Here is a 23646-nt window from a genome sequence, read left to right on the forward strand (position 1 = left end):
TCACGGCAGTTCATGCGGCTGAATCGGAGCATCAAGGATCGCCGTCGGATCGATGGCGTGCCCAGCCGCCTGCAAGATCGCAAGTCCTGCAGGCAGGTCTGGGTTGTCGAGGTCAATATATTTGCGCACGCTCGCGTCCATCACCACAGCTCTGCAGTTGTCGTCTGGGTCACGCAGGATCGCCCACTTCATTGGACCGAAGCGATCAAAGAACGCGCCCACGCTGATGTGGCGCACAGGCGCGGGCTGCGGCCCGGGGTCAGGCGCTGGGGGCGCAGCGAACGCCTGGCCGTCCCAGGTCCAGCCGGCGCCGACAGTCTCTGGCGCGGGCTCGACGTGGTCCCAGTGCGCGCGGATCGTCTCCACGAAATCAGCGTCTGCAACGATGACTTGCTCGACGCGGCCGCTCTTGATGAGTGCAAAGTTATTGCTCATACGTACCACCAGATCAGAACCTCGCCGGCCGCACCGGCAGATGCATTCGCATTGTTGTAGCCACCACCGCCGCCACCGCCACCGCTGTTTGCGCGCGCCGCTGTAGCAGCGGTGGCGCCAGTGCCGCCATTGGCGCCGCCGCTCACACCGTTGCCCCCGGGCGACGCAGCGCCAGAGCCACCGCCCGCCCCGCCGCCACCACCCAGGCCGTAAAGGCCGACAGCTCCATGCGATGAGTCGGTCATTGCCCCAGCCGCCCCGCGCGCACCGGCGCCGCCATAGCTGCCTGCGCCGCCCAGCGAAAAGCTAGACCCCATCACCGTCGCTGCCACCGCAGAGGCTGCTGCGCCGCCTCCGCCGCCACCGTGGTTTGCGCCCGCCCCGCCGCCACCGCTTGCGCCCGGCAGGCCGGGAGCAAAGGCGCCCGATGTGCTGCTTCCAGATCCGCCGCCACCACCAGGCGCAACAAGAGACCCGACGGATGTCTGGGACCCATTGCCCCCCATGCCCCAGGAAGCAGCAGCAGGACCACCCGCACCGATGACGATTGAGATGGCTGCAAGAATCGTGGTCAGTTCAACGATCACCGCACCGCCGCCTCCACCGCCACCACAGCCGGACAGTTGATTGCCACCACCGCCGCCGCCGCCGGTCATACGCACAAAGCACTGCCCACCGTTGCCGATGAGGTCGGTCGGTGGCGTCCAGGTTGTGCTCGTCGTGTGGCGGACATAGCGCAGCTTGCCGCCGCCACCGCCAAAAAATTCTGAGAACGTGCTCATCCCACCACCTCCATAAATCCATCCGTCGCGTTGACCAACATGCACACAGCCGTATCGTTTTGCGAGAGGAGCTGCATCACGCCGGGGCTACGGCCCTTGCATTTGTTGGTTTGCCAGTTGATGTTTGCGTTGCCGATGCCGCGCGACATGCCGAAGCCGAAGAGCTGGCCCGCGCTGAAATTCGTGGGCAGCGTGAGCGTGATGCCAGCGACGGCGAAGACATAAAACACACCCGGCACGGCGTTGGTGTTTGCAGTGATCACCTGAGTCGTCATGGATGCCGGGGCACCAGGCGCGGCCACGCCAATCACCCAGTCCGCCTTTGCCACTCCTGCAAACTTGTCAACTCCAATGACCAGAGCACCCGTCGCGGCGTCGTAGCTCTGCACATAGCCGCTCATCGATGTGGCAGGGTCACTGGTGGACGTGGCCACAAGGTACATGCCTGCCACGAAAGAGCGAGAAGGCTGTATCGCAAAGCTCTTTGCGCCGGCGCCAGGCGTCACACTCGTGCTGCTGCTGCCTTTGAGCTGGCCGCTTGCAAAGACTTCGGCTTGATCGCGGTAGGCCTTGGAGGCGTCGCGGGCAGCTTCAGATGCGTTCTTCGCAATGACCGAGGCATCGCGCGCCGCCTCTGAGGTACCCCTCGCCGAGACGGAGAGGTCGCGGGCTGCCTCCGATGCGCCTTTTGCCGCTACAGCGAGATCGCGCGCAACTTCAGATGCGTTCTTCGCAATGACGGAGGCATCGCGAGCAGACTCCGATGCACCCTTCGCAATCACGGCGGCATCGCGCGCCGCTTCAGCCTGCTGCCTGGACCCATCACCCAGCACAGCGTAAGCACGCGAAGCCAATGCGCATTCACGCGCAGCCGCAGCAATGGCATTGAGCCCAGACACGACGCCAGGCATCCCCGTCCCAACCGCATATGCCATCTGATTGAAATTGGGCGCTCCCAAAGCTGGATACGGCGGAACAACCGGCGCAGCCGGAATATCAGGTATAAAAATTTCAGTCATACATTCCCCTTTATTTGCAAATCAACTTGCGCTTCGTTCCATTCGGTAGAACGAACTGTCCCTGTCACTTTTCCAACGGTCGCAAGATGCCCATACTTTGGCAAATCGCTCACTTCAACAGCAACCGCTTTTCCCAGAATTTGGTCCAACAAGGATTTAGCTTCAGGCGCTTGAACAGCATCTATCACGCAAGACAGATTGATGTTTGTTGCCAACCTCCCCGGCACCTCCACATAAGTTCCATCTTTTTTGTCTTCCACATACGAATAATCCCGAGTGCTCGCCTCCACCCCGTACTGCGCAGCCCCCATCTCGTCTCTTCCAGGAAATAGCAGTCGCTTCCAATTCCCCACACTGATGTAGCCCACAGCCGCCTCTACATCTGGATCATTACGGGATATCGTGATTTCCACTTCAATATCCGGGTGAATAGGCAGGTTCTTCAGGGTGTAGTAAGTTCCTCGTTGCAACTCACCAAAAAGGTATTCCCACTCTCCGAATGCCTGCTGCCATAAATCAATCTCTATCGGCGGCATTAGATCCACGCCGTCAGCTCGCACTTTCATTCGAAGAGAATCAGCCTCGATTCCATAAATAGCGACGCCGTTGATAAATCCAGGCTTCAGAACGTAAGTAAATGAACCTTTTCGCTTTGCCCGCGTGAATAGATATTTGTCGAATGGAGCCATACGGTTACTGGGCGAATTCTCATCCTTCTCCCAATAGCCTGCCGCTGTTGCACTACCAGGCTCCACTGAATTTATGGGAGAACCTGTAATAGCCTGAACGCACTCATACGAATAGCCCTTCCAGACCCTACGATCCTTCACCACATAATCAGTCCCTGAGATCCACGCAACTTCACCGATAGCAGAGTCAACCTCGGGAATAGTCGTCCCAGCACCAAACATGCCAGGTGTGATTGCTTTTGGCAAAAGGATGTTCATGAGCGGACCCCGCTGCCAGTACGCATAATCTGTCCCCCACCCGTCACGGTGTCAAACTGCTGCGTAAATTCTGGCAGTTTGGCAGTATTGTTGGCCGTCTTGGCCATATGCATTTCAAGTCTCTCCAGACGCCGCTCCAGCCTGTCAATGGACGCAGCTAATGCACCATAATCGGAGCCACCGGAATTACCAGCAATTGCCCTTCCAAGCTGTTCCTGATTCCAGTATCTCGCCGGCCCAGAAGCCTCAATCTCCCAACCACGCTCACCGACCAGGCGCAATCCCCCAGAATGCAATCCACCGTCGGCGAATCGAGGGATTCCATTTCTATCCAACGCCGCAATCACATCACTCTCTGAGAATCCATAGAGATATGCGAGGTCGCTTGCAGTGCCGCCCGCGTTACGGATAGCATTGGCAAGGCCTACAAAATCGCCAGTTCCGTCATAGGAGTGGAAGAGTCCGGACAAGCCATCCAGCTTTTTCTCTTGCTCGGAATTTGCGTGCTCGTAGATAACCGCGCCGCCTGAAAGTATCGCAGTAGGCTTTTTATATTTTGAATCGACGGTAGAAAACCCGCCTCCCCCGCTTCCCCAACTGGGACCGGTTGCACCGCCCTTGCCACCACCCGGCTTCGTTGGATCATCAGTTTTAAACAGCTCTGCAATCAGGCGCTCAAAATATGCCTGCACTGTTTCAGTAAGTTCAACCGTGCCGTTCACGAGTTCTTCCGCACGCTTGTTCAGCGTGTCCAATCCCTCAATCTGCGCCTGCAGGGCCTTGAGAGATCGCTCCTCGATGCTCAGCTGCGACTCGCCCAGCGCTCCAAGCTCCGAGAACTTGCCCGCCCACACCAGGGCATCGCGTCGGCGCTCGAAGTCGGTGGCGTAGACGCCGGATGCGAGACCGGCCCGGGTTGCCTGCACGGCCCCGCCAATGTCGGTGTATTCGGAAAGCTTGCGCCCCGACCTCACGCCATCCAGAGCCTGCTCGATGTAGACCATGCCCCGGGCGGCAGCGAGCTGCGCCGTGGAATCGACGGTGCCGTAAAGCTCCTCGGCTGCGCTCTTGAGCACGCCCACCGATGAGGCAATGGCATTGATGGTCTCCTGCACCACAGAAACGCGCTGCTGCAGTGCTTCGCGGTCTCGGTCCACTGCGCGGCGGAACAGGTCATATGCGGCGGCCTGGGCGGCCTTCTCGTCCTCGATAGCCCAGATGCGTTCCTGCAGGGCGCGATTGCTCGGGTCCAGGGCAGCCAGCTCGCGGCGGCGCAGCTCGGCCGAGTTGCCCTGCAGTTCCAGCAGCTTGCGCTCCAGGTCCGTGCGCTGGTCCAGGCGCGCAATTTCCTCGCGCAACGCTTGGTTGTAGTCCCAGGCAGCGCGCTCGGCTTCGGTCATGCCCTCCGTGGCCAGCTTGCGCAGGGCCTCACGGTATTTGTCGGTCTGGCCCGTGGCGCGCAGGTACTCGGCTTCCAGCTGCCGGCGCTCGTTCTTGAGCGTGTCCAGCACCTGGCCAGCCGCATCGGCCACGGCACCGAATTCCTTGGCCAGCGGAATGAGCTTGGCCAGCAGCTCCACATCGCCGGCCGCCATGGCGTCCTCGATGAGTTTTTTGAATTTGGCTTTGGCGTCCTGGCCCATGCGGGGATCGATGTCGATCTTGAGGTCGGCCAGTGCCTTGTCCACCGCCTTGGCCGCGTTCTCGATGCGCTCCCGCTCGCTGTAGAAGCTGGTGTAGAACGCATCCATGCCAGTGATCAGGTCCTGGATGCCGCCCGCGCTTTTGATGAGCTTGGCAATGGCTTCATCGCCCAGCTTGCCGAAGTTGGTGATGTTGCGGGTCCAGCCCTCGATGGCGGCACCCGTCAGCTCCACAGTCTGCAGGGCCGCGTTGAAGCTCTCCAGCGTGATCTCCTCGCCCATGTCATCGAAGACATTGCGCATCCAGCTGGGGATATCAGCCTTTTTCAGCTGCTCGATCAGCGATCCGCCCATGTCGGCAATGAACTGGGCATAGGCCTTGGTGGGGTCCGTACCAAGCGCGCCATCGCGCTTGGTGTAGCTGCTCAGGACCTCGCCGGTCACCTTGTCGATCAGCTTGAAATAGCCGTAGGAATCCTCGTCGCCGTACTTCGGATTGGATGCGAAGCCCGCGACGATATCGATCTGCTTGGCACTGTCACCGGCATAGCGCGCGAGACGCTTATAGACATCGGACAGCGAATCAACGGTGGTGCCCAGTTGCTTCTCAAGATCGGCGTTGTGGCGCTTGGTCAGATCGTCATACCAGTCACCGCCAGCACGATCAAACAGCATCTCGGCTGCCTTGTCATTGCCCGCGCCCGTAGTGCTATAGGCCGCGCCAACGTGGTTGGCACCACGCGAACCAAACAGGCCACCCTTGAGCAGCGAGAAAATGGCGATGGCACCCGCAATCCAGGGCATGGCAGCCCCCAGGCCACTCATCAGCGAACCGAAGCTGCTGCCGACACCGGCCCAGCTGCCATTGCCCGCGATCAGGGCGCCAAGGGCATCGCCACCGGCCAGGCCCACGGCATTGGCACCGGCAAGGCTGGCAGCCGACGCACCAGGCATGAAACCCCACATTGCCTGGGCACCTGCACCCAGCGTGCCGAGGTTGTTGAGCATGCCCATGCCAGCGCCGCCGCTCTGGCCAGCAGCAGCAGGTGCACCAAACAAACCGCCCAGGGCACCTCCAGCGATCTGGACTGTGGCCTGGATCAGCGGCTTGAACACCAGCGTGCGCGCCAGATTCTTGAGGTATTGACCTAACGAGAGACCCCCCTGCATCAGCTGGTCGGCCAGGCTCTGGCCGATCTGGTCCACCCCCTTCTGCCACTCCGAGGTACTGGCCTTGGCAGCCTCTGCAGAGGCTTCGCGCGAGGCCTTCACCGAGGTCAGGCCCAGGCGCTCGCGCAGCAGCTCGATCTCCTGCTGGAGCAGCGCGTGCTCCATGGTCATGGTGCCGGTGAGCGCAGCGGAGCGTTCCATCTCGGCCAGCTGCTGCTCTTTGCTCAGGATGATGGCCAGTTGCCGCTGCTCGATGACCACGCGCTGCTGCTCGGCGCTCAGGCCAATCAGCTCGATCTCGTCGCGCAGCGCCTGGTTGCTGGCCGTCAGCTCCTCGACTGTCTTGCCCTGGGTGGTCATCCACTCCTGGCGGTACTTGCGTTCCTCCTCGGCCAGCTTCAGGGCCTGCTGCCGGGCCTCGTTTTCCTTCTCCAGCGTCTTGAGGGTCTTGAGCTTGGCTTCGATGTTGGCGCGCTCTCCAGCATTGAGCCCCTTGAGCGAGCCCAGCAGATCCTGCGAATACTTGATGCGCAGCTTGTCGGCTTCTCCCAGCTTCTCGCCGCCGGAGATCTCCAGGCGCTGGGAGGCAATCTTTTCCTCAATGGAATCGACCAGGCTGCCATAGGCCGTGTGCAGCTGCTTGGCAGAGCTGGCACGGGCCTTGGCCGATTCGTCTTCTTTGTAGTTTTCCTTGGCCAGTTTGCTGACCAGCTCGACATAGGCAGCCTCTGTGATGCGGCCGGCCTGGCGCAGCTCGTTGAGTTTTTGCAGCTGCGGCAGATAGTCTTTGTTGACGCCGTACAGACCGCGGCGAATCTCCGCCAACTCCTCTTCTGCCTTGGCCTCTTCCTGAACGAGCCGGGCCGCCTCATCTGCAAACGACTGCCCGCGCCCCTTGAAACGCATTTGATTGCGCGGGTCTTGGTCGTCAATCGCCCTGAGCTTGCCTTGCAGCTCTTCAATGGCCTTCCGCCTCTCTGCAATACCCAAGTCAATGTTCTTGAGAAATGCAGCATCACGACCATTCGACGCAGCGAACGCCTTGTCGCCCTCCAACCGATCAATCTCGGCCTTCAGGCCCGTAATTGAGCGGTGAATACCATCTACGGAATTACTGATGGCGCTTACGGTAGCCACGCCAACCCCAGCGACAGCGCCAATACCCAGCAGCGCGAGCGTCACAGGGTTGGCCATCGCCACGGTTGCCAGGGCGACGAACGCACCGCTCAACACCCCAATAGCGCCAACCACGCCCATGATGCCCGCCACCGTGGCCGCGCCACCCAACGCACCAAGCATGCCAACCACCAGACCCTGATGATTGGCTATGGCACCACCCAAACCATCGATGGCATCGGTGACCAGGCGCACGCCGCCAGCCGCCTTTTCGGAGAACCCCGTGCTTTCGTTGATTGTCCGGAACAGTTCGTCCCAGGAGTCACCCAGGGCAGCAATGGCGCCGTCCAGGGTCTTGGCACGCTGCTCCATGGCGCCACCGAAGGCGGTGTTACCGATGTTCTCCAGATAGGCGGTGATGTCCTTGGCCGAGTTCTTCACCCGGGTCGTGACGCCCTGGAACGTGAACGCCACCATGTCGCCCTGCTTGGACGCCTTGATGCCGAATTCCTTCAGGCGCTCGAATTCGCCCGTGGCCGCATCCGCCACGGCCTCGATCATCTGCATGAGACTCTTGCCCATGCCGGCCGCCGTATTGCCGAAGCTGGTGAGCTTGGCCTGGGTGGGATCAAGGCCCAGGGCCTTCATCTTAACGAAAGCCTCGGTGGCCTGAGCCAGCCCATAGGGCGTGTCCTTGGCAAAGGTCTTGATCCAGGCCATCTCGCGGCCAGCGGCCTGGGCACTGCCCGTGACCGTGACCAGCGAGCTGTTGAGCACGTCGAATTCGCGCTGCACAGACACCAGCTTGCCGACGAACGCCGTGACGGAAACGCCAGCAAACACGCCACCAAGCAGCGTGCCCAGGCGCCCCAGCGAGCCGGCCATGCCATCGACCATGCCCGTGACGGTGCGCTTGGACTTCTCGACCTCGGCCTGCAGCTGCGAGCTGTCGCCCGTGATCAGGAACCGCAGGTAGTTGATGTTGCTGGAGCCGATCATGCAGCCCCCTGCAGATCACTTCGGCGCGCGTCGGAACGAGCGCAGCATGTCGCCCAGGCCGCTGGACACGCGCTCGCGCCGCTCCTCGGCTTGCTCGGGCGACTCATCGACACTGCCTGGCCGTGGGGCGCCAGGGTCCTTGGCAGCGTCCTTGGCGACCAGCCATGCGATGGACAGGTCGCAGAGCGTTTTGCCCTCCCAGGGCGTGAGCTGCACGCCGTGAATGGACTGCCATGCCACCAGCTGCTCGTAGCCGATGGGCGTTTCGCCCATGGGCGACTGCAGCGATGGCCCCAGGTCGAAGAACACTTCGAGGAGATAGCCGGCCGGGCCAGGGTCGGGCAGGTCAGGCTCGCGGCCTTCTGCCCTGATTTTCTCGATGCGTGTGATCCTGGGTTCTTCATCTTGCTGCTGAGCCTTTTTCCCGGTCTTGGTCTTGAGCGGGGCGTTGAGCCACGCCCATGTGCGCACGTAAAGGCTCAGACCTTCGGCGCACTCTTGGAAAAATTTGCCCAGTCGGCCGCGAAGGCGTTGACCTGGTCAGCCACGTACCCGCAAGTTGGATCGGAGTACAGGGCCAGCATCGCTTCGCGCACCGAACGGCCTTCAAGATCCAGACCTTCGACCGAATGCGTGATGTCGGCCAGGATCACGGCGGTATCGGCCGTGCGCTCTTCCGGCGTCCGGTCTTCCAACGCACGGCGGCTTTTCTTGACCAGGGCCATGACGCGACGCTGGGCCCGCAGTTGCGCCTGGCGATGCTCCTCGGAACCAGGGCCAAAGACGTGAATGCGAACAGGCAGTTCCTTGGCCTCATCGCCGTGCGACGGGTCCTTGTAGAACATGAGTTCACCTGCCGCATCCTTCAGATGCATGGGAGCTGTGTTTGCGACGGTCAGTTGGGAAAGCTTGAGCATGGTGGTGGCGATGAATGAAAGACAGAGGGGGCATGCCACCCGGCCGCAGCCGGGCATGGCAGCGGCGTATTACTCGGGGATAAAGCTGGCCTGCACCGCCACGTTGGCGAGCACGTTGGCATCGGAGCGCGGGTTTTCCGTGCTGTTGTCGCTCCACTTCTCGAAGTCGAAGCCGGCCGCGGCCTGCGCAAACACGGGCTTGCCCGTGGCGCCCTGCAGCACGGTCTGGCTTGCGACGCCCACGATGGAACCATTTGCGCCGGCCGTGTAGGCAAGCGTGAACGAGATGGCCGGGACTTCGATGATGTCGTTGTCGATTTCCAGCTGTGCCGTGTGCGCCGTAATGGAATCGACGCTGCCCACGTTGAGCTTGAAGCTCATGCACTGCGCCGTGAAGTAGTGGCTCGAACCGTCCTGCAGGCGGATGCAGTAGCTGTAGCTGTCGTCGGACATGGAGGCGGCCTTGAGCAGAACCTGGCCCTCGTCGTCCATGTCGCGTGCCATGGGCACGGACAGGCTGCCATCGTTGAAGCTGCCTTTGCGCTTGACGATGCGGCGGGTTGCCAGGGGCGAATGCGTGGCCTGGTTGTATTCCCGGCCCAGTTCGGCCAGGTCGGTGATCTCAGCGATCTCTTTGAAGGCCAGGGCCTGGAAGCCGGCGGCATCGTAGGATGCTGGCCGGGCCGCGCAGATCAGCAGCTTGCTGCCGGCCGAGGTACGAACGTTTTGGACTGCCATGGTCGTTTCCTTTCAGGGATGAGATGCCGGGCCGCGCGGGGCGCCCTCGGCGGTGAGGTATCGGCACAGCCACATGCCGCGCACGATGTAGATGGGTTGGGTAGCGGCGTCGTCCCACTGCCCACGGATGCCCCGAAGACGCGGTGGCGCGATCAGCAGGCCGGCCAGCACGCCGCCCGCAGCAGGCCCCATGCGCTCCTCGATCTGCGCATGCAGCTCCATGGCCTGCTCGCGCGCCTGGTCGCCTGTGGCAATGCTGGTGACATCGACCAGGAATTCCCGATGCAGCGCGGCCAAGCCACCGCGCCCGCCCGAGAGGAGTTCGATGCCCTCGTCTGCCGCACTGATATCAATGGCTGGCAGGGCACTTACCGGGTATGCGTTGCGACCTTCGACGCGGACCTTGTCGCCAGCCAGGGTGGCCGCGAGCGCAAGATCCACGCGCCAGGCGGCCAGGATCTGCTGTTGCATGTGCTGCGCCATGTCAGGCCACCTCCAGCTGCAGCAGCAGCCAGCCGGACTCGTCGGGCTGGGGCGGCTCGGCGATCCTGTAGGTGACCTGGTCGATCTCGATGGCCTCGCCCTGGGCGATGCCCGGCACCATGTCGGCGGGCAGCCGGCAGGCCAGGACGTAGGCGCCCACCATCCCCAGGGCCTCGCGCGGGCCGCGCCGCAGGATGACGCCGAAGGGCTCGCCGCCCTGCCAGACAGCCACCGCATTGGCGTGGTGCCGCTGCTGGGCAGAGCGCACGCGCCCTGCCCGCTCGGCGCCTGGGATGAGGAGGAACGTCATGCCCTGCCCTGCCCCGCTCAGGCCGCGACGGTGCCGATGACGCCGGGCAGGCAGACGGCGCCCTGCGTGGCCGCGCTGTCGGCCGCCTCGAAGGCGAACGCCGCCCCCGTCACGTCGCCGGCCGTGGCCGCGCCGCCAACGGCGAATGCGCCGGTTTCGACATCCCAGCGCAGGGGCTGGCCCTGCGTCCACGCGGTGCCTGCCGCCTTGGGCAGGACAAAGACGCCCACGCGCTCGGCGTTGTAGGGCTCGCCGACCTGGGCCGGGCCATTGGCCACGGCGAGGATGGCACCGATGGCCACGGCCTGGCCTGCTGCCACTGCGGCGGCAGCTGCCGGGACCTCGATGACGTGGCCGCGCTGTTGGTAGTTTTTCATGGGTTGAACTCCTGAAAGCGTGTGTGAGGATGGCGGCGCGCTCAGGCGCCGTTGCTCTTGGCCAGGCCGTGCCAGTCCAGGCACTTGGCGGCAAAGTCCAGGCTGGCGCGCAGCTTCACGCCGTCGACGTCTTCGCTGGAGAAGGTCTCGGTGCGCAGACCCTCGTAGCCGTCCACGTAGGCGTACTCGACGGTGTCGATCTGGCCGGCGCGGGCCGCCAGGTAGAAGGCGGTGGTGGACACGTCATCCAGCAGCGGCTCCACGATGGGCTCCAGCGCCGTGCGGCCTCCCGTGCGGAACTCGTTGATGTCGCCAGCCTTGGTGGGCTGGTAGTTGGGGCTGGTGTACTGGTAGGCCAGGGTTTCCAGGTCGGAGGGGACCAGCAGGTAGGCCGGAGCGATGTTCAGCGTCTCATCGTCCCGGCCCTTTTGCTTGCGCATCAGCGTGCGCAGGCTGGACAGTGCTTCCAGCGAGAACTTGGACCCTGCGCCGGTCAGCAGGTTGTTGTGCTCGGCATCGAACAGCGGCTCGCCATCGGACATGGGCGGGTTATTGAGGATCTGGCCATAGACCAGACGGTTTTCCAGGCTCCGCGCTGCGGCGGCAAACTTGGTCCCTGTACGTGTCAGGGAGTCCAGATCGTCATTGACGATCATCTGGCGGGTGATCGCCAGCGAGCGGCCGAACGTGAAGGCGCGATAACCCGTGACATCCTCGGAAAGGCTGCCGTAGGTGTACTCGCCGTGCTCGTTGAGCTTCTTAAGCTCGACATCACCGCCCACGCCGATGGCCTGGCGGATGCGGAAGTCCGGCAGGTTGGAGGCACGGCGCGCCCACAGCTGGTAGGTGCTGGGCGCCTCGTCATAGGCCGCACGCAGCACGCGCTGGCCCACGCCACCGAGCAGCGCTGGGAAGTCGCCCGTGCCCAGCATGCCGGAACGCACGCGCAGCGCCACGTTGACGATCTCGGCGCGGCTCATGCCGCGCGTCCTCTGGCCCAGCCCCTCGACCACCTCGCGCGCCATCTCCACCATGGTCATGGCGCGGTACTGGCGGCCGTTGTCATCCAGCTGGGCGCCGGGGTTCAGGCGATGCATGAGCGCGTTTTCAATGCCGCGCATGCGGTTCTCGTGCTCATCGCCCACGGTGCGAATCGATGTCGTGGGGCCGGTGGCCTGCTCCTGGCTGCGCTGGTCCAGCGCGGTCAGCACAGCGGCGCGGGCCTGGTCCATGGTGGAATGGTTGCGCAGCAGGTCGGCCTGCAGATCGGCCAGGTTGTGGCGCTGGCACAGCGCAACGATGTCGGCGGCGCGCTGGCCATCGAACGCACCGGCAGGCGCGGGCTGCGGGGCACCCTCGCCCTGGCGGTTCTGCGGGACCTGAGAGACGTTGGTGGGCGCGGTGCCCAGGGTGGTGTTGGCGGTCTGGCCGCCTTCACCGGCTTGGTTTGCTTGGGGCATACGTTGGTGCTCCTGGGTGGTAGGTTGGGCGGCTGCCCGTTGGAAGAACTCGCACGGCATGCCGCCCTGGGGCGCTGCACCGGACGGGGCCTGGGAAGTGGGTGCGCTGCGCGTGCCGGCGTTGGGGTCGGCAGGCACAGTGACGAAAGAGATTTCCTGCGGGGTCCAGGCGACGGCGCGGTAGAGATCGACGTTGATGCCGTCCGTGCGGTCCTGGGCGCGGGTGATTTCGTAGCGCTGGACGCTGTAGCCAAAGCTGATGGCGCGGATGATCCCGGCGCGGATGTCGGCCACGATGCCGGCCAGCTCAGGGCGCTGACTCAGCCGGATCACGGCCCGGCCTTCACCACCTTCGATCCAGCCGCGCTCGGCAATTCCGAGGATGGCAGCCACGCCGCCATAGGCGCGGTGACCGTCCAGCACCTGGACAGTGCCGGCGTCAAAACGGGCCATGTCCACGGCCTCGGGAGTGATCTGCAGGTCCTCGTCGTAGGGACGGTCGTTCCACCAGTCGTAGCGGCGCACCATGGCGCCCGTGGTCCAGACCACCTCGACCGTGCTATCGGCCTCGTTGTAGGTGTCGGGGACCAGGCTTGCGGCGCGCGTCTGCACCGGCAAATCGTGGACCTGGGGCGCGGAAGATTGGGCGTTGGCTTGTGGCATGGCGCTCAGTTTTCCGGTTTGACTGTCTCAAATCCAAGAAAACTGAGACGATTTCACTTCTGCCCCTGCCCCTCCATCTGGGCCACCAGATCGATGGGGTTCTGCGCACCCCACAGCGCGGCCAGCAGCGGCAGGATGCCGCGTTCACGCAGACGCACCAGGTCGCTCTCCAACTCCGTGAAAACGTCCTCTGGGTCATAGCCACGGCGCCGGATCACTTCGCTGATGCTCTGCATGCCGCCCTTGACGGCGCTCAGGTCGCTGGCCACGTCCTGCACAGGGTTCGGGCTGGCCCAGCGTGGCGTGCTCCAGTCCGGCGCAGCCACATCGGTCGGCACCGGGGCCACCAGATCCACGGCCGCCAGGAACCACCGCGCAATGGGCGCGCACAGGCGCGGCACAGTGACGCGCCACTGCTCGGATTCGACCTCGGCCCGAAACTGGTTCATGCTCATGCGGGAGGTGCTGAAATTCACCTCGGTCAGGTCGCCCGTCATCAGCTCGTAGGGACAGCGATAGCCTGCGGCCACCTCCTTCCAACCCCCTTTCATGTAGTCGCCAAAGCCCGGGACGGCCTTGGGCTCGATGAAAGTGGGATTGGTCATGCCTGGCGGCAGGCCCACGATGCCGCCGCCAGCGAGGTCGCCCAGGTCCATCAGGCCGGGCTTTTGCCCTGCGGCCTCCTCGGGCAGCGGCGGCGGCATGCCGCCATCCCCACCCATCTCGGCCAGCACCCCCATGCGAGATTCGAGCTGCTTGCGCTGCAGCTCGGAGTCACCGTAGGTATGCAGGTCGCGCACCTTGGCGATGATGGGCGCCAGGCGCGTGATGCCGTCCTGCTGGCCAGAGCGCTCGGGGTCGAAGAAGTGGATGATCTCATCGGCCGGCACACGCTGGCTGGTGCCGCTGCGGCCCAGGGTCCACATGCCGGCATCACCGGGGTGGCGATCGAACAAGTAGTAGGCCAGGCGCTGGCCGCGCTTGTCGTATTCGATGCCCCGGATGATCTCTCGCCCACCGGCCAGCACGCCGTTGCGCTCCACGTCCAGAAAGTCGATCTCCAACAGCTGCAGCTTGAGCGGCACCGTGGAGCCCATGCGCTGGATGTGCTTGCGGATGAGCACGGCGCCATCCACGTCGCGCGTGCGCTCGGCCTTGTACTGCAGGCCATAGAAGTCCAGCAGGCCGTCATAGTCGGCGTGGGGCACCCATTCGCGCCAGCGCTTGGCCAGGCCATCGTCGGCCCACACGGGCACGATGCCCTGGCCCACGCGCATGGCGAGCACGGCATTGACGGCGCGCACGATGTTCGGCACGTTCTGGGCAAGTGAGCGCGCACGCATGCGCAGCTCGCGCGCATCGGCGGCGTGGTCAGCCGTGGGGCTGGCCCCGGAGCGCTTGACGCGCCAGCCATCGGCGCGGCTGGCACCCTCGTAGGCGCGCACCAGCATTTCCCGGGCGACCTGGCGGCGCACGCCCTGCGCGGGCGAGAAATAGCCGACAACACGGTCAACCAGCGTGGGGGAGGCCCTACGGGACACGGTACGGCGCTGCATGATCAGCGGTCCCGCAGGCCGGCGAAGCGAAAGCGCGCCACCAGGGCGCGCGACTGGCCAGTGCCGGCCACGGCCGAAATCTGCGTCTGCAGATCCCGGCGCGCGGCCTTCATCTCGTCCAGGCTGCGATAGGTGACGGAGGCGCCATCCTCGGTGGTAATGGTGCGTTCACCACTGTGGATGGCGGCATTGAGGCGCGCGAGGCGCATCTGGAGGTCTTGGAGCGTGCTCATATGCCGCACGCTACCGGGGCAACTGTCTCATTTCCAAGAAACCTGAGACGGTTTCAGCCGGGCTGCTTCAGGTGCCTGTACACAGTGGCACGGCTGATGCCCAGCGTGCGCGCCACGGCCGTGGCATTGCGGCCATTCCACAGCCGCAGCACCTGCCGGCGCTCCTCGGCCTTGTCCACAGGGGATCGGGCGGAGATGTAGGCTGCCTGGCTGGCAAACTCCCTGCGCAGCTGCTGCTGGACACGCTCCACCGTGGCAGGACTGCCGCGCAGCTCGGGCAGCAGATCGACCAGATAGTCGAACATGCGATCCACCAGATCGGGCGCGAAATCGGCCTCTGGCGTGGCGGAAGTCTTGGCCGCATCGGGGGCCATGTGGGGTGCTGGGGCGTTGGTCTTTGGGGTCATGGGGCTACCAGGAGCGGGAGAAGCCGCCGTTGCGGCGAACGGGTGCCGCACGGCGCGGCGCGGGGGCCGGCGCACGGGGCGCGGTGGTGGCGGAAACGGGTGGCGCGTCCGACGTGGGCGCAGCCGTGGGAGCCGGCGGCGCCACGCTGGCGGGCGCCTCGGGTGGGCTGAAAAGGTCGCGGGCTGGCTGCACCATCTGTTCGACCTGCGACCAGCGCGCATCGGTGTACTTGTGCAGGCCCTGGGCCATGGCCGCGTGGATGGCGTAGTTGCGGCAGTCCAGATCCTCATTGCGCTGGCGGCGCTTGACCCAGCGGTAGGCCTCGCGGCCCTGGACCTTGGCCAGGATGCGCTGCTCGGCGGTCAGCTGCTCGAAGAACTCGCGCGGCAGGTCCTCGCTGAAGTGCACGCACCCCGGACCGGCGTCCGTGATCGCCAGCTGGCCCAGCAGCAGATCCTTGGCGTTGTCCACGCCCACCAGCCAGAGCTTGATGCCCTGCTTGATCTTCTGGCCGCGCCAGTCCATGTCCTGCATGCTGGCCGGCCCGACGATGGGGCGGTTGTCGTTGTTGTCGCCCTTGATGGCGCGCAGGTTGGGCAGCATGTGCTGGTGCGTGCGGACATAGTTGTAGACCGCCTGCGTCTGGTCAGACGAGTCGATGCTGATGGCGCTCAGGCCCAGGCTGCCGCCGTGCCAGGCCTGGCGGTAGCGGCGCTGCAGGTAGGCCGTCACGGGCGCCCAGTCGGCTTCGCTGGATGGGTTGCCCTCGATGATGTGGCGGTCCACGATCCAGCTCTCCATGCCGCGCGCCCAGGCCCAGACGTTGATCTGCCACCAGGTGCGCTGCACGTCCACGCCAGCCGTCAGCACCAGGCCGCCCACGGGCACCGTGCCGATGGCATAGGGTTCGGCGCGGGCCTGCAGCACATGGTCGTCGGTGCCCTCCCCCTTGAGTTCCCAGGCCTGGCCCAGTGTTTCGTTCGTGAACGAGGTCATGGGGCCTGCATCACCCTCCTGCAGGGCGCGGTGGGCCTTCTCGAACTCGTCCACGATGGACGCCCAGGTGCGCTGCGGGCTGTACGCGGCCCAGATGTGCACGCCCAGCGTGCGCGGTGGCCTGCAGGGCGTGCCATCGGCATTGCGCCAGATGCGGTCGGCGCCGAAGCGGCGGCCAGACCGCCGGCACACCCAGGCGCCCGTCAGCGGCCAGCCACCGGGCAGGTATTCGGCTTGGCTGATGGACTCCCGGCAGTGGGGGCACATGTGGCGCACTGTCTCAGGCTTGCCGGCCTCCCACTTGAAGCCGTGCATGGCCTCCTTGCCGCCCCAGGTCAGCGGGTGCTCGGCCTCGCAGCGCGGGCACTCGATCAGGTAATCGACCTCGTCCTCGGAATCCTCGCAGGCGCGGCTGACGTGGCACAGGCCCTTGATGCCGGGCGTGCTGCCGCCGATGAACTTGGGGTATGGAGCGCCTTCCAGCCGGCCTTTGGCCAGGGTGCCGGGCGAGCCCGCGGACTTGTCCTTGCTGCCCCCGATGGTCTGGTCGAATGCCGTCCATTCATCCAGGATGGCCACGGCCACCGTGATCCGGCGATAGGCCCGCGCAGCCTTGCCGCCCAGCAGGTGTAGCACGCTGTCGCGGAAAGGCTTGTACTTGATGGTCTCTTCGACCCGGCTGCCCTGCTTGCGGGCAGCAATCACCGAGGGCACGCCATCCTTACTGTCCAGCAGGGGCTCGATCTCGGTCTTGACGAAGCTGTCACGGTCATCGTCCGTGGGCTGCCACAGCGCCTGCTTGCGGCGGCGGTGCGCGATGTTGTAGCAGACGAAGGCGGTGATCATCTTCGAGTAGCCGACACGCTTGGACTTCTTGACGGCCAATTCCTCGATGCGGTCATCGGACATGAAGTCCAAGATCCCGATCTGAAACGGCCATGCCACCCAACCGCCCTTCTGGTGGCTGGATTCGCCGGCCAGCAGGAAGTGGTCGGCTGCCCATTCGGACAGTGTTTGCGGTGCGTCCGCCCGCAGGCTGGACAGGCCCAGCTGCGCGGCGGCCTGGATGGCGGAAATCGCTTCTCTCGACAGGGGCGCGCTCAAAATGCGGCCTCCTCGTCCAGCTCATCCTCGTCAGGAGCCTCGGCCATGGCCGCCACGCGCTCTCCGATCAGCTTGGACGTGACACGGATCCACTCGTTTCGAGCATCGGCCAGCACGCGCAGCACCGTGACGCGGGCATCCTCGGGCAGATCCGGGCAGGCCTTGCGCAACTGGCCCTCGATCTGGTCCATGCGGTCCACCACGGCCGAGCTGGCCAGGCCCAGCACGTCCGCCAGGGCGCCGATGGGCGCGAATTCGCCACGGGCGACGGCGTTTTTCAGGTCCTGGGCCTCGCGCTGCGAGCGCGCCAGCGCCGCACGCTCCTGGACTAGGTCCAGCCCGCCCAAACCGGCCGAGGCACGGCCAGCCGCCTGGTCGCGCAGGCGCTCACAGTAGCCCAGCAGCCATTCGTGGCCCGTATCGCCACGGACGATCACGCCTTCGCTCACCAGCTGGCTCACGCGGGCCTCGCTGACACCGATCAAAGCCGCAAATTGTGCTTGCGAAATAGGAGCATCAAAGTAAGGCAGGACCTTCACTTAACCCCCTTAGGAAGGTTGCACAACAGTCCGAGAGCGCGGCTCGAATTACCCGCTTCCAAGGGGGCCAAAAAGGACCCGCGATCCTGCCTATTTTTTAAGCACATCGAGAGGGGCGCCGCCGCGCCGATGAAGGTGCGCACCGTCATGCCGACACCCCCTGACGCTCGGCCAGCAGCGCATGCACTGCCGCCTCGTAGTCCGCGAAAGCCCGCCGCAGGCCCTGCCCCGCTCGCGCATCGCACCAGTCGTCGTAGCCCGACATGCCCAGGCTGGCCGCCATACCCTCGACGCCGCTGCGCGTGTCTGCCCAGTTGTCGGGCTGCTGCCCTTCGCCTGCCGCAGATGCCAGCATCACAACGTCCTTCCAACGCTGCTCACGCACCCAGCGCAGCATGCTGGGGCAGGCCTTGCCATCCTTCGCCGCCAGCAGTCCACGCTGCTGCTCAGCGGCAGCCAGCAGCTCCTCGGCCGTCACGTCGCCACGGGCGATGGCATCGGCCACGGCGTCGGCCACGTCCACCAACCGGGTACGCCGATGCTCCGGGAAGCTGCCTGCAAGTGCCGTGGCGATAGCCAGTCCACCACTCGCCCCCCCTGCAGGGGGGTTGGGGGGTATGTATTGGTTTTGGTTCTGGTTCTGGTTACCCGTGCCATCTCCGTGACAAGCCGTGTCACTGGCCGTGACATCAGCGTGACGCGGCGTGACACCAGCCGTATCGGCAGCCAACAAATCCATGCCATTGAGCGTGACACTGGTGTCTGTCACCACGATTCCATGCTGACGACATAGCGCCATCAACTCGGCCATCTGCATCTTCAAGTTGGGCACGATGCCCAGTGAACGAAGAGCAGAAAAGATAGCACTGCGCCTAGCCCTGCTGCGCTTCTGACGCAGATGCTCATTGCTCTTGACCTCGTTGCGCCCCTCCTGCTGCTGGCGGAACTGGGCCACGATCTGCTCGCATTCGTCGTTCTGATATCGGCCATCGGGCAGCTGCGTAAAGAACTCGGCCAGCACGAACTGCAGGGCATCGATCTCTTCCGGCGACCGGCACAGAAGGCGCCGCGCCAGCAGATCGAAGCTGGAGCCGTCCAGCGCTGCCTCGGTGTCACAGTACATGTCACGCATGTCACGGTAGATGGCACGCTCCAGCCGTGACAGGTGCCGTGTCGCGGTGTTGAAGTCGCCGATGTGGTGGGGGTAGTGATTCATGCCTGCTCAACCTTCGATATCAATTCAATCCGTCAACGTCGCTTGCTGCAGGCGGCAGCGCACAGGCTTGACCAGCCGATGCGGCGGCAGGGAGCAGGCCCGCGCCGCCACCTCTTCCACGCGCTTGGCCGCGACCAAGGCATTGACCGTGCTGGCCACGCTGGAGATCTCCAGCCATTCGCCCGTGCACTCGTTGTGGAAGTCCCGCAGCTCGCGCCGGCTCAGGGCAGGCTGCCCCCGGCGGTGGGCTTCGGCCAGGCTGCTGTACAGCCGTTCATTGAGGCGCACCCGCGTGGCATTGCCAATGGCGGAGAAAGAATCCGCCTTGGTGTCATGCGAGGTCACCTGTTGGGTGGTGTGTTGCATGTCTATCTCTCCTGATATCAGCCGGGCCGTCAGCCCTGACTGGCTTTCCTGAATGCGTCATAGACGCGGCCACGGACCCAGCGGGGAACCAGCTCATCGATGCCAGAGCGCTTGCGCACCCCGTCCAGGCTGATGCGGGGCTTGTAGTTGCCGCCGCGAACGAACATCAGCACCGGCCGCACATCTGCGTCGCCTGTGCCGGTCACCGCCCAAATGCCGGGCGGCAGATTGGATGCCCGCTTGTCGTATTCGCCACGCGCGGTGGCCCGCGCACCGCCGCGCAGACGGCCATAGGCCACGATGTAGCGGACGCCCTTCACCGGCCCCATGAAGCGCGCGCCCTTGCCGCCGCGCTGGTGCAGGGCCTGCATGCGCCCCTTGGTCATGTTGGCCCGGTAGCCCTGCTCGCCGAAGGCCTGGAAGTAGGCAATCAGCTGTACCAGGGTCGAGCCCTTGAGGTTTCCACGCCCGTCATCGCTGCCCGGGTAGGGAGTGGCCGGGATCGCGGTCTGGTAGCCAACGGGCAAGATGCCTGCCGTGCGCAGGGCCTTCTCGCTGCGCTTATCGCGGCGCCGGCCCCCATCCTCCTGAGCGGCCAGGATCTGCTGCGGGTCCACGCCCTTGCCGCCCATGTAAGTAGGCGCCACCAGCGCATTGAGGTCGCCGGCCGTGGCCTTCTTGACCACCTGCACCGACTGCAGCACATAGCCCGTGGGCCGGTCGAAAACGCTCTGCATCTCAGCGCGCATGGCGTTCTTCACACGGCCCACACCCATGTTGATGGCCTCGGCCGTGGCCTGAGCAATCTGCCCACCATCCAGGCCGGCCAGGGCACGCTTGTATCGATCACCGCCCTCAGGCTTGATATCAATACGCATTGCCACCTCCAGGGGTGTCGGCCAAGCGCTGCTGTGCCGAGCGGGCCAGGTACTGAGCCATGACGGTGAGTTCCTGCACCTGGCGGTCAAGCCGCCGCACCGCATTGCGCGACGGCTGGCGGTGCGCATCAGCTGCAGCGCGCGTGACCTCGGCCACGGCGGACTGGAAATGCATGAAGGCCTCCACCGGGTCACCCTCTGCCTGGTCTGGCAGGGCGCGCCGGCACTCGTACCCCAACTGGCTGGCCATGGCATGCAGCACCGCCGCATTGCCAGTGACCACCTGCAGCTGCACAGCCTCGCGCAGGGTCAGGTGGTGCGTTTCGTTGTTGGTGTTGAGCTTGTGCTGCAGCGTGCCGGCGTTGATGCCCATGCGCACGGCCAGTGCCTTGACACCGCCCTGGCTGGTCTGCGCCGTCAGGTAGGCCGCATCCAGCACATCCATGCCGGCGGCAATGTCGGCTTGGGGGTCGGATTCGACATAGCCAGGGGCGATGCCAACTGAGAAAGTTGCATTCATCAGCACAACCCCTTGCGAGCCATCGACATGACCCACAGCACAACACCCGCAACGCCCACAGCAGACAACATCGGCAGCCCCCAATGGGCGCAGGCCCTGGAGCTGTTCCTGGGCCAGATGATCGAAGTCCTGGAGGGCGAAGGCCGAGCCGGTTTCAGCGCGGCCGCGCTGGCCCGCTGGAGCGAGCTGTGCTGCCGACGCATGCAGGAGACCGGGAGCGCGGCACCGGAAGTGATTGCACAGCTGCGAAGCATCTCTGCAAGAGTGACAAGATGAACAGAAGACCATCCAGCAAGGGCGTCAAACATGCGCCACCCCGCCGCTGCTCGTCGCACGACGCACATCTTTGGGCGCCAACATCTCCTCCAGCGTCACAGCCCCGCAGGAGAAGTCACGAACAGCAAGCATGTACTTCGCAGGAACGCCCTCATCAGCCATCTGGGTGATGCGCCCCAAGGTGACACACAGATGAGCCGACAAGGCCGTCGAACGGCCACGCTCTGCAGTAAGCCAAGTCTTAAGTTCCATCACCTCACTTTAGATCATTCTAAAGAGAGGGTCAACAATTTCCTAAACTCAGATTGTTTACCATTTCCTAAACATGGACGCACTGACGCAGCATCGGAAACAGCGCCTACGGGCACTGATCGACTCACCCCCCTACAGAGGGAGCCAGGTGGAGTTTTCGCGCGCCGCAGGAGTCAGCGAGGGTCGCATCTCTCAACTCCTTGACCCAGCCAAGAGCTTTGGCGAGAGGTCTGCACGCAACATTGCAAACGAGCTGCGACTGGGCGAACGCTACTTCGAGGATGGTTTTGCGACTAAACCAGAAGATGACAACAGCCCCATCCCAGCGGCCAACGAAAAAAAGCCTCGTCGTGTCCCCGTAACAGGCGCCGTCCGAGGGGGCGATGATGGCTACCTCATTCAAGACAACGGAATTGATGGCTGGGTTGATTTCTGGACACAAGACCCACGCGCCTTCGCATTAAGAATCAAGGGCGATTCAATGCACCCACGGTATAGGGCGGGCGAATATGTAATTGTGACCCCAAGCATAGAATCGCAGCCAGGCATGGACGTCGTTGTCAAAATGACTGATGGAAAGTGTCTCCTAAAACAGCTCAACTGGATACGGGACGATGAGCTGCAACTAGTCAGCATCAATAACAGGTATGAGCCGATGACGTTGATGCGCTCAGACGTTGAGTGCATTGAGCGCGTTGCTGGCAGCGTGGGACAAGACTCTTTAATTTTCTAACGGAGATACCATGAGGGGCATCACTGTAACGGCATCTTTGATGGCTGCACTTGTGGCCGGCTGCGTGACAGCCCCTCAATATGACCCATATCTTCACGAACGTCAGATATCTATAAAGATAGTCGGCGGCTATGCCTTGTTTAACCGAGACTATTTGTATTCTGGTCATTCGGAAGAAGATTTAATTTCTTCCGCTAAAACAGCCGTATCGAATGCCCTGAAAGACCCTCAGAGCGCTCAGTTCAGAAACGTTCGCCTAGTTGCCTTCCAAGAAGGTGCAGTGGTGTGCGGCGAGGTCAATGGGAAAAACTCATACGGCGGGTTCACCGGCTTCAAGCGGTTCGCCGCAACATCTGAAGCTGCGCTCATAGACCAAACATCTTCCAGCCAAGCTGACGCGCGCAGCCTCGGGATCTACGAAGCCTGCACCGGCTAGATAGCAGCTGCCCCCGGGCTCAAGCAATGTTTACAAATTTCTCAAGATTTCTTTAGCTTTTTGTTGACCGCCACTTTAGTTCTTAGTAAAGTTCGCCCAACGCATCTTTGATCGCGTTGGGCACCACGGCATCGGCCGGGCTCGCCCCGGTCCTTAAAAAGAGAGTGGCACAAGACTGTGGCTGGTTCAGCCCAGACCATCTATCGACCACTCTCGCCCTGCGAAATAAACAAGACCAGCACCCCACGCTGTGAAGTATGGGGCTGCCTTCGGAGCCCTGCTTTCGCCCAGGCCGGCAGGCGCCCACTCCAATCACTGGAGCTGCGGCGCGAAGACCTGAAAACCCCCTTGCGGCCCAGCGTGGCCGATTTCACCGAGCGCGTGATGACGACCGCCAGGGGATGACCTCGTCTATCGAGGCGCCCACACACCGCAGCCATGGCGGGTAATGGCTGAAGCACTGCCGGCTGTCGGGCTGACCGCCAGCAGCGCGCCCGCCCTGCGCAACGCAGGGCAAACCCAAGCGCCTTGGGTTGCAGGGCGCTTCGGTTTGATGCCGCGCATCCACCTCCTCTCAAGCACTTCGCCTTTGGATGCACATGCGGCCTTCTTTTTCGCCGGGCCTGGGTTTCTCGCTTCGCAACCACCAGCCATCTCGCCCACGCAGCCGCCACGCGGCACCGGCCCTTTTCTTCCCCACCAACCACGAGGATCGCCATGCGGACTCATGACTTTTTCACGCGCGTGATAGCTGCGAACTGCGCAGGTCCCAACATGAAATTGGGCAGCAAAACAGCGGGCTGCCTTGTGCTATTCAAGTGCCCCTGCTGCGCCGAGGAATACAGCGAAAGCAGGGATGCATCAGGGTGCTGCCCTCCTGAAGAAATCTACCGATGCCCGGTCTGCCGCAAGGAACATGAGATCGAAAGGGAAGCGGATGCCTGCTGCCCGGGAGTCAACTCCGGTCAACCGATGCAATGCCCGGTTTGCCTCAAAGGCGCAGACAGCTTCGAGCAGGCCGCCGATTGCTGTCTGCATACCCACCCAACCATGACAGCACCCGGCAGATGGCGA

At 63.8% G+C, this 23646-nt stretch carries 24 protein-coding genes; 3 read left to right on the forward strand and 21 right to left on the reverse strand.

The window, feature by feature from the left end; genetic code table 11:
* From ACRSCF_RS18540 to ACRSCF_RS18640, 21 genes are all read right to left on the reverse strand, one after another.
* Entirely contained in the window at window positions 1–435 is a 435-nt protein-coding gene (locus ACRSCF_RS18540) for a hypothetical protein (RefSeq protein ID WP_432675074.1), read from the reverse strand.
* Complete coding sequence (locus tag ACRSCF_RS18545) at window positions 432–1217, reverse strand: glycine-rich domain-containing protein (RefSeq protein ID WP_432675075.1); 786 nt, start codon at window positions 1215–1217, stop codon at window positions 432–434. Before ACRSCF_RS18545 ends, ACRSCF_RS18540 begins: the two co-directional genes overlap by 4 nt.
* Complete coding sequence (locus ACRSCF_RS18550) at window positions 1214–2236, reverse strand: hypothetical protein (protein WP_432675076.1); 1023 nt, start codon at window positions 2234–2236, stop codon at window positions 1214–1216. The genes ACRSCF_RS18545 and ACRSCF_RS18550 overlap by 4 nt, the downstream gene beginning before the upstream one ends.
* A complete protein-coding gene (locus ACRSCF_RS18555) occupies window positions 2233–3183 on the reverse strand; it encodes a hypothetical protein (RefSeq protein ID WP_082254198.1) in 951 nt (316 codons plus the stop codon). The genes ACRSCF_RS18550 and ACRSCF_RS18555 overlap by 4 nt, the downstream gene beginning before the upstream one ends.
* Entirely contained in the window at window positions 3180–8111 is a 4932-nt protein-coding gene (locus ACRSCF_RS18560; RefSeq protein WP_324622586.1) for a tape measure protein, read from the reverse strand. Before ACRSCF_RS18560 ends, ACRSCF_RS18555 begins: the two co-directional genes overlap by 4 nt.
* A gap of 15 nt (window positions 8112–8126) precedes the next feature.
* Complete coding sequence (locus tag ACRSCF_RS18565) at window positions 8127–8582, reverse strand: phage tail assembly chaperone (RefSeq protein ID WP_324622587.1); 456 nt, start codon at window positions 8580–8582, stop codon at window positions 8127–8129.
* A gap of 8 nt (window positions 8583–8590) precedes the next feature.
* Entirely contained in the window at window positions 8591–9028 is a 438-nt protein-coding gene (locus ACRSCF_RS18570; RefSeq protein WP_034368237.1) for a hypothetical protein, read from the reverse strand.
* 69 nt (window positions 9029–9097) lie between these two features.
* Complete coding sequence (locus tag ACRSCF_RS18575) at window positions 9098–9766, reverse strand: InlB B-repeat-containing protein (protein ID WP_034368239.1); 669 nt, start codon at window positions 9764–9766, stop codon at window positions 9098–9100.
* Window positions 9767–9778: 12 nt separating this feature from the next.
* Window positions 9779–10237 (reverse strand): hypothetical protein, encoded by a 459-nt coding sequence (locus ACRSCF_RS18580; RefSeq protein ID WP_324622588.1) that lies wholly within the window; start codon window positions 10235–10237, stop codon window positions 9779–9781.
* Between the two features lie 13 nt (window positions 10238–10250).
* Window positions 10251–10559, reverse strand: coding sequence for a head-tail joining protein (locus ACRSCF_RS18585; RefSeq protein ID WP_324622589.1), 309 nt, complete (start codon window positions 10557–10559; stop codon window positions 10251–10253).
* Window positions 10560–10576: 17 nt separating this feature from the next.
* Complete coding sequence (locus tag ACRSCF_RS18590) at window positions 10577–10936, reverse strand: DUF2190 family protein (protein WP_324622590.1); 360 nt, start codon at window positions 10934–10936, stop codon at window positions 10577–10579.
* 41 nt (window positions 10937–10977) lie between these two features.
* The gene (locus tag ACRSCF_RS18595) at window positions 10978–13059 is read right to left on the reverse strand and encodes a prohead protease/major capsid protein fusion protein (protein WP_324622591.1); all 2082 of its coding nucleotides are present in this window, start codon (window positions 13057–13059) and stop codon (window positions 10978–10980) included.
* A 53-nt stretch (window positions 13060–13112) separates the two neighbouring features.
* A complete protein-coding gene (locus ACRSCF_RS18600; RefSeq protein WP_034368246.1) occupies window positions 13113–14615 on the reverse strand; it encodes a phage portal protein in 1503 nt (500 codons plus the stop codon).
* Window positions 14616–14617: 2 nt separating this feature from the next.
* Window positions 14618–14848, reverse strand: coding sequence for a phage head-tail joining protein (locus tag ACRSCF_RS18605; protein WP_324622592.1), 231 nt, complete (start codon window positions 14846–14848; stop codon window positions 14618–14620).
* A 53-nt stretch (window positions 14849–14901) separates the two neighbouring features.
* Entirely contained in the window at window positions 14902–15255 is a 354-nt protein-coding gene (locus tag ACRSCF_RS18610; RefSeq protein WP_034391993.1) for a helix-turn-helix domain-containing protein, read from the reverse strand.
* 4 nt (window positions 15256–15259) lie between these two features.
* Entirely contained in the window at window positions 15260–17356 is a 2097-nt protein-coding gene (locus ACRSCF_RS18615) for a phage terminase large subunit family protein (RefSeq protein ID WP_324622593.1), read from the reverse strand.
* Entirely contained in the window at window positions 17353–17817 is a 465-nt protein-coding gene (locus tag ACRSCF_RS18620; protein ID WP_307838092.1) for a hypothetical protein, read from the reverse strand. Before ACRSCF_RS18620 ends, ACRSCF_RS18615 begins: the two co-directional genes overlap by 4 nt.
* A gap of 223 nt (window positions 17818–18040) precedes the next feature.
* Window positions 18041–19111 (reverse strand): YdaU family protein, encoded by a 1071-nt coding sequence (locus ACRSCF_RS18625; protein ID WP_324622594.1) that lies wholly within the window; start codon window positions 19109–19111, stop codon window positions 18041–18043.
* A gap of 24 nt (window positions 19112–19135) precedes the next feature.
* Window positions 19136–19477 (reverse strand): hypothetical protein, encoded by a 342-nt coding sequence (locus tag ACRSCF_RS18630; RefSeq protein WP_034368253.1) that lies wholly within the window; start codon window positions 19475–19477, stop codon window positions 19136–19138.
* Window positions 19478–19506: 29 nt separating this feature from the next.
* The gene (locus ACRSCF_RS18635) at window positions 19507–20355 is read right to left on the reverse strand and encodes a hypothetical protein (RefSeq protein ID WP_324622595.1); all 849 of its coding nucleotides are present in this window, start codon (window positions 20353–20355) and stop codon (window positions 19507–19509) included.
* On the reverse strand, window positions 20345–20875 hold the full coding sequence (locus ACRSCF_RS18640) for a phage regulatory CII family protein (protein WP_052151744.1): 531 nt from the start codon (window positions 20873–20875) through the stop codon (window positions 20345–20347). The genes ACRSCF_RS18635 and ACRSCF_RS18640 overlap by 11 nt, the downstream gene beginning before the upstream one ends.
* A 27-nt stretch (window positions 20876–20902) precedes the next feature.
* Between ACRSCF_RS18640 and ACRSCF_RS18645 the strand changes: the two genes are divergently transcribed.
* The 3 genes from ACRSCF_RS18645 (at window position 20903) to ACRSCF_RS18655 (ending at window position 22572) form a co-directional block, all read left to right on the forward strand.
* Complete coding sequence (locus tag ACRSCF_RS18645; protein WP_034368256.1) at window positions 20903–21151, forward strand: hypothetical protein; 249 nt, start codon at window positions 20903–20905, stop codon at window positions 21149–21151.
* 325 nt (window positions 21152–21476) lie between these two features.
* The gene (locus ACRSCF_RS18650) at window positions 21477–22136 is read left to right on the forward strand and encodes a S24 family peptidase (protein WP_082254199.1); all 660 of its coding nucleotides are present in this window, start codon (window positions 21477–21479) and stop codon (window positions 22134–22136) included.
* A gap of 10 nt (window positions 22137–22146) precedes the next feature.
* Window positions 22147–22572 carry a hypothetical protein gene (locus ACRSCF_RS18655; protein ID WP_158528315.1) on the forward strand — a complete coding sequence of 142 codons (426 nt, stop codon included), beginning with the start codon at window positions 22147–22149 and terminating at the stop codon, window positions 22570–22572.
* Window positions 22573–23646 lie beyond the last annotated feature (1074 nt).

It is taken from the genome of Delftia sp. 11MD, from assembly GCF_050907895.1.
GTDB lineage: Bacteria > Pseudomonadota > Gammaproteobacteria > Burkholderiales > Burkholderiaceae_C > Comamonas > Comamonas tsuruhatensis.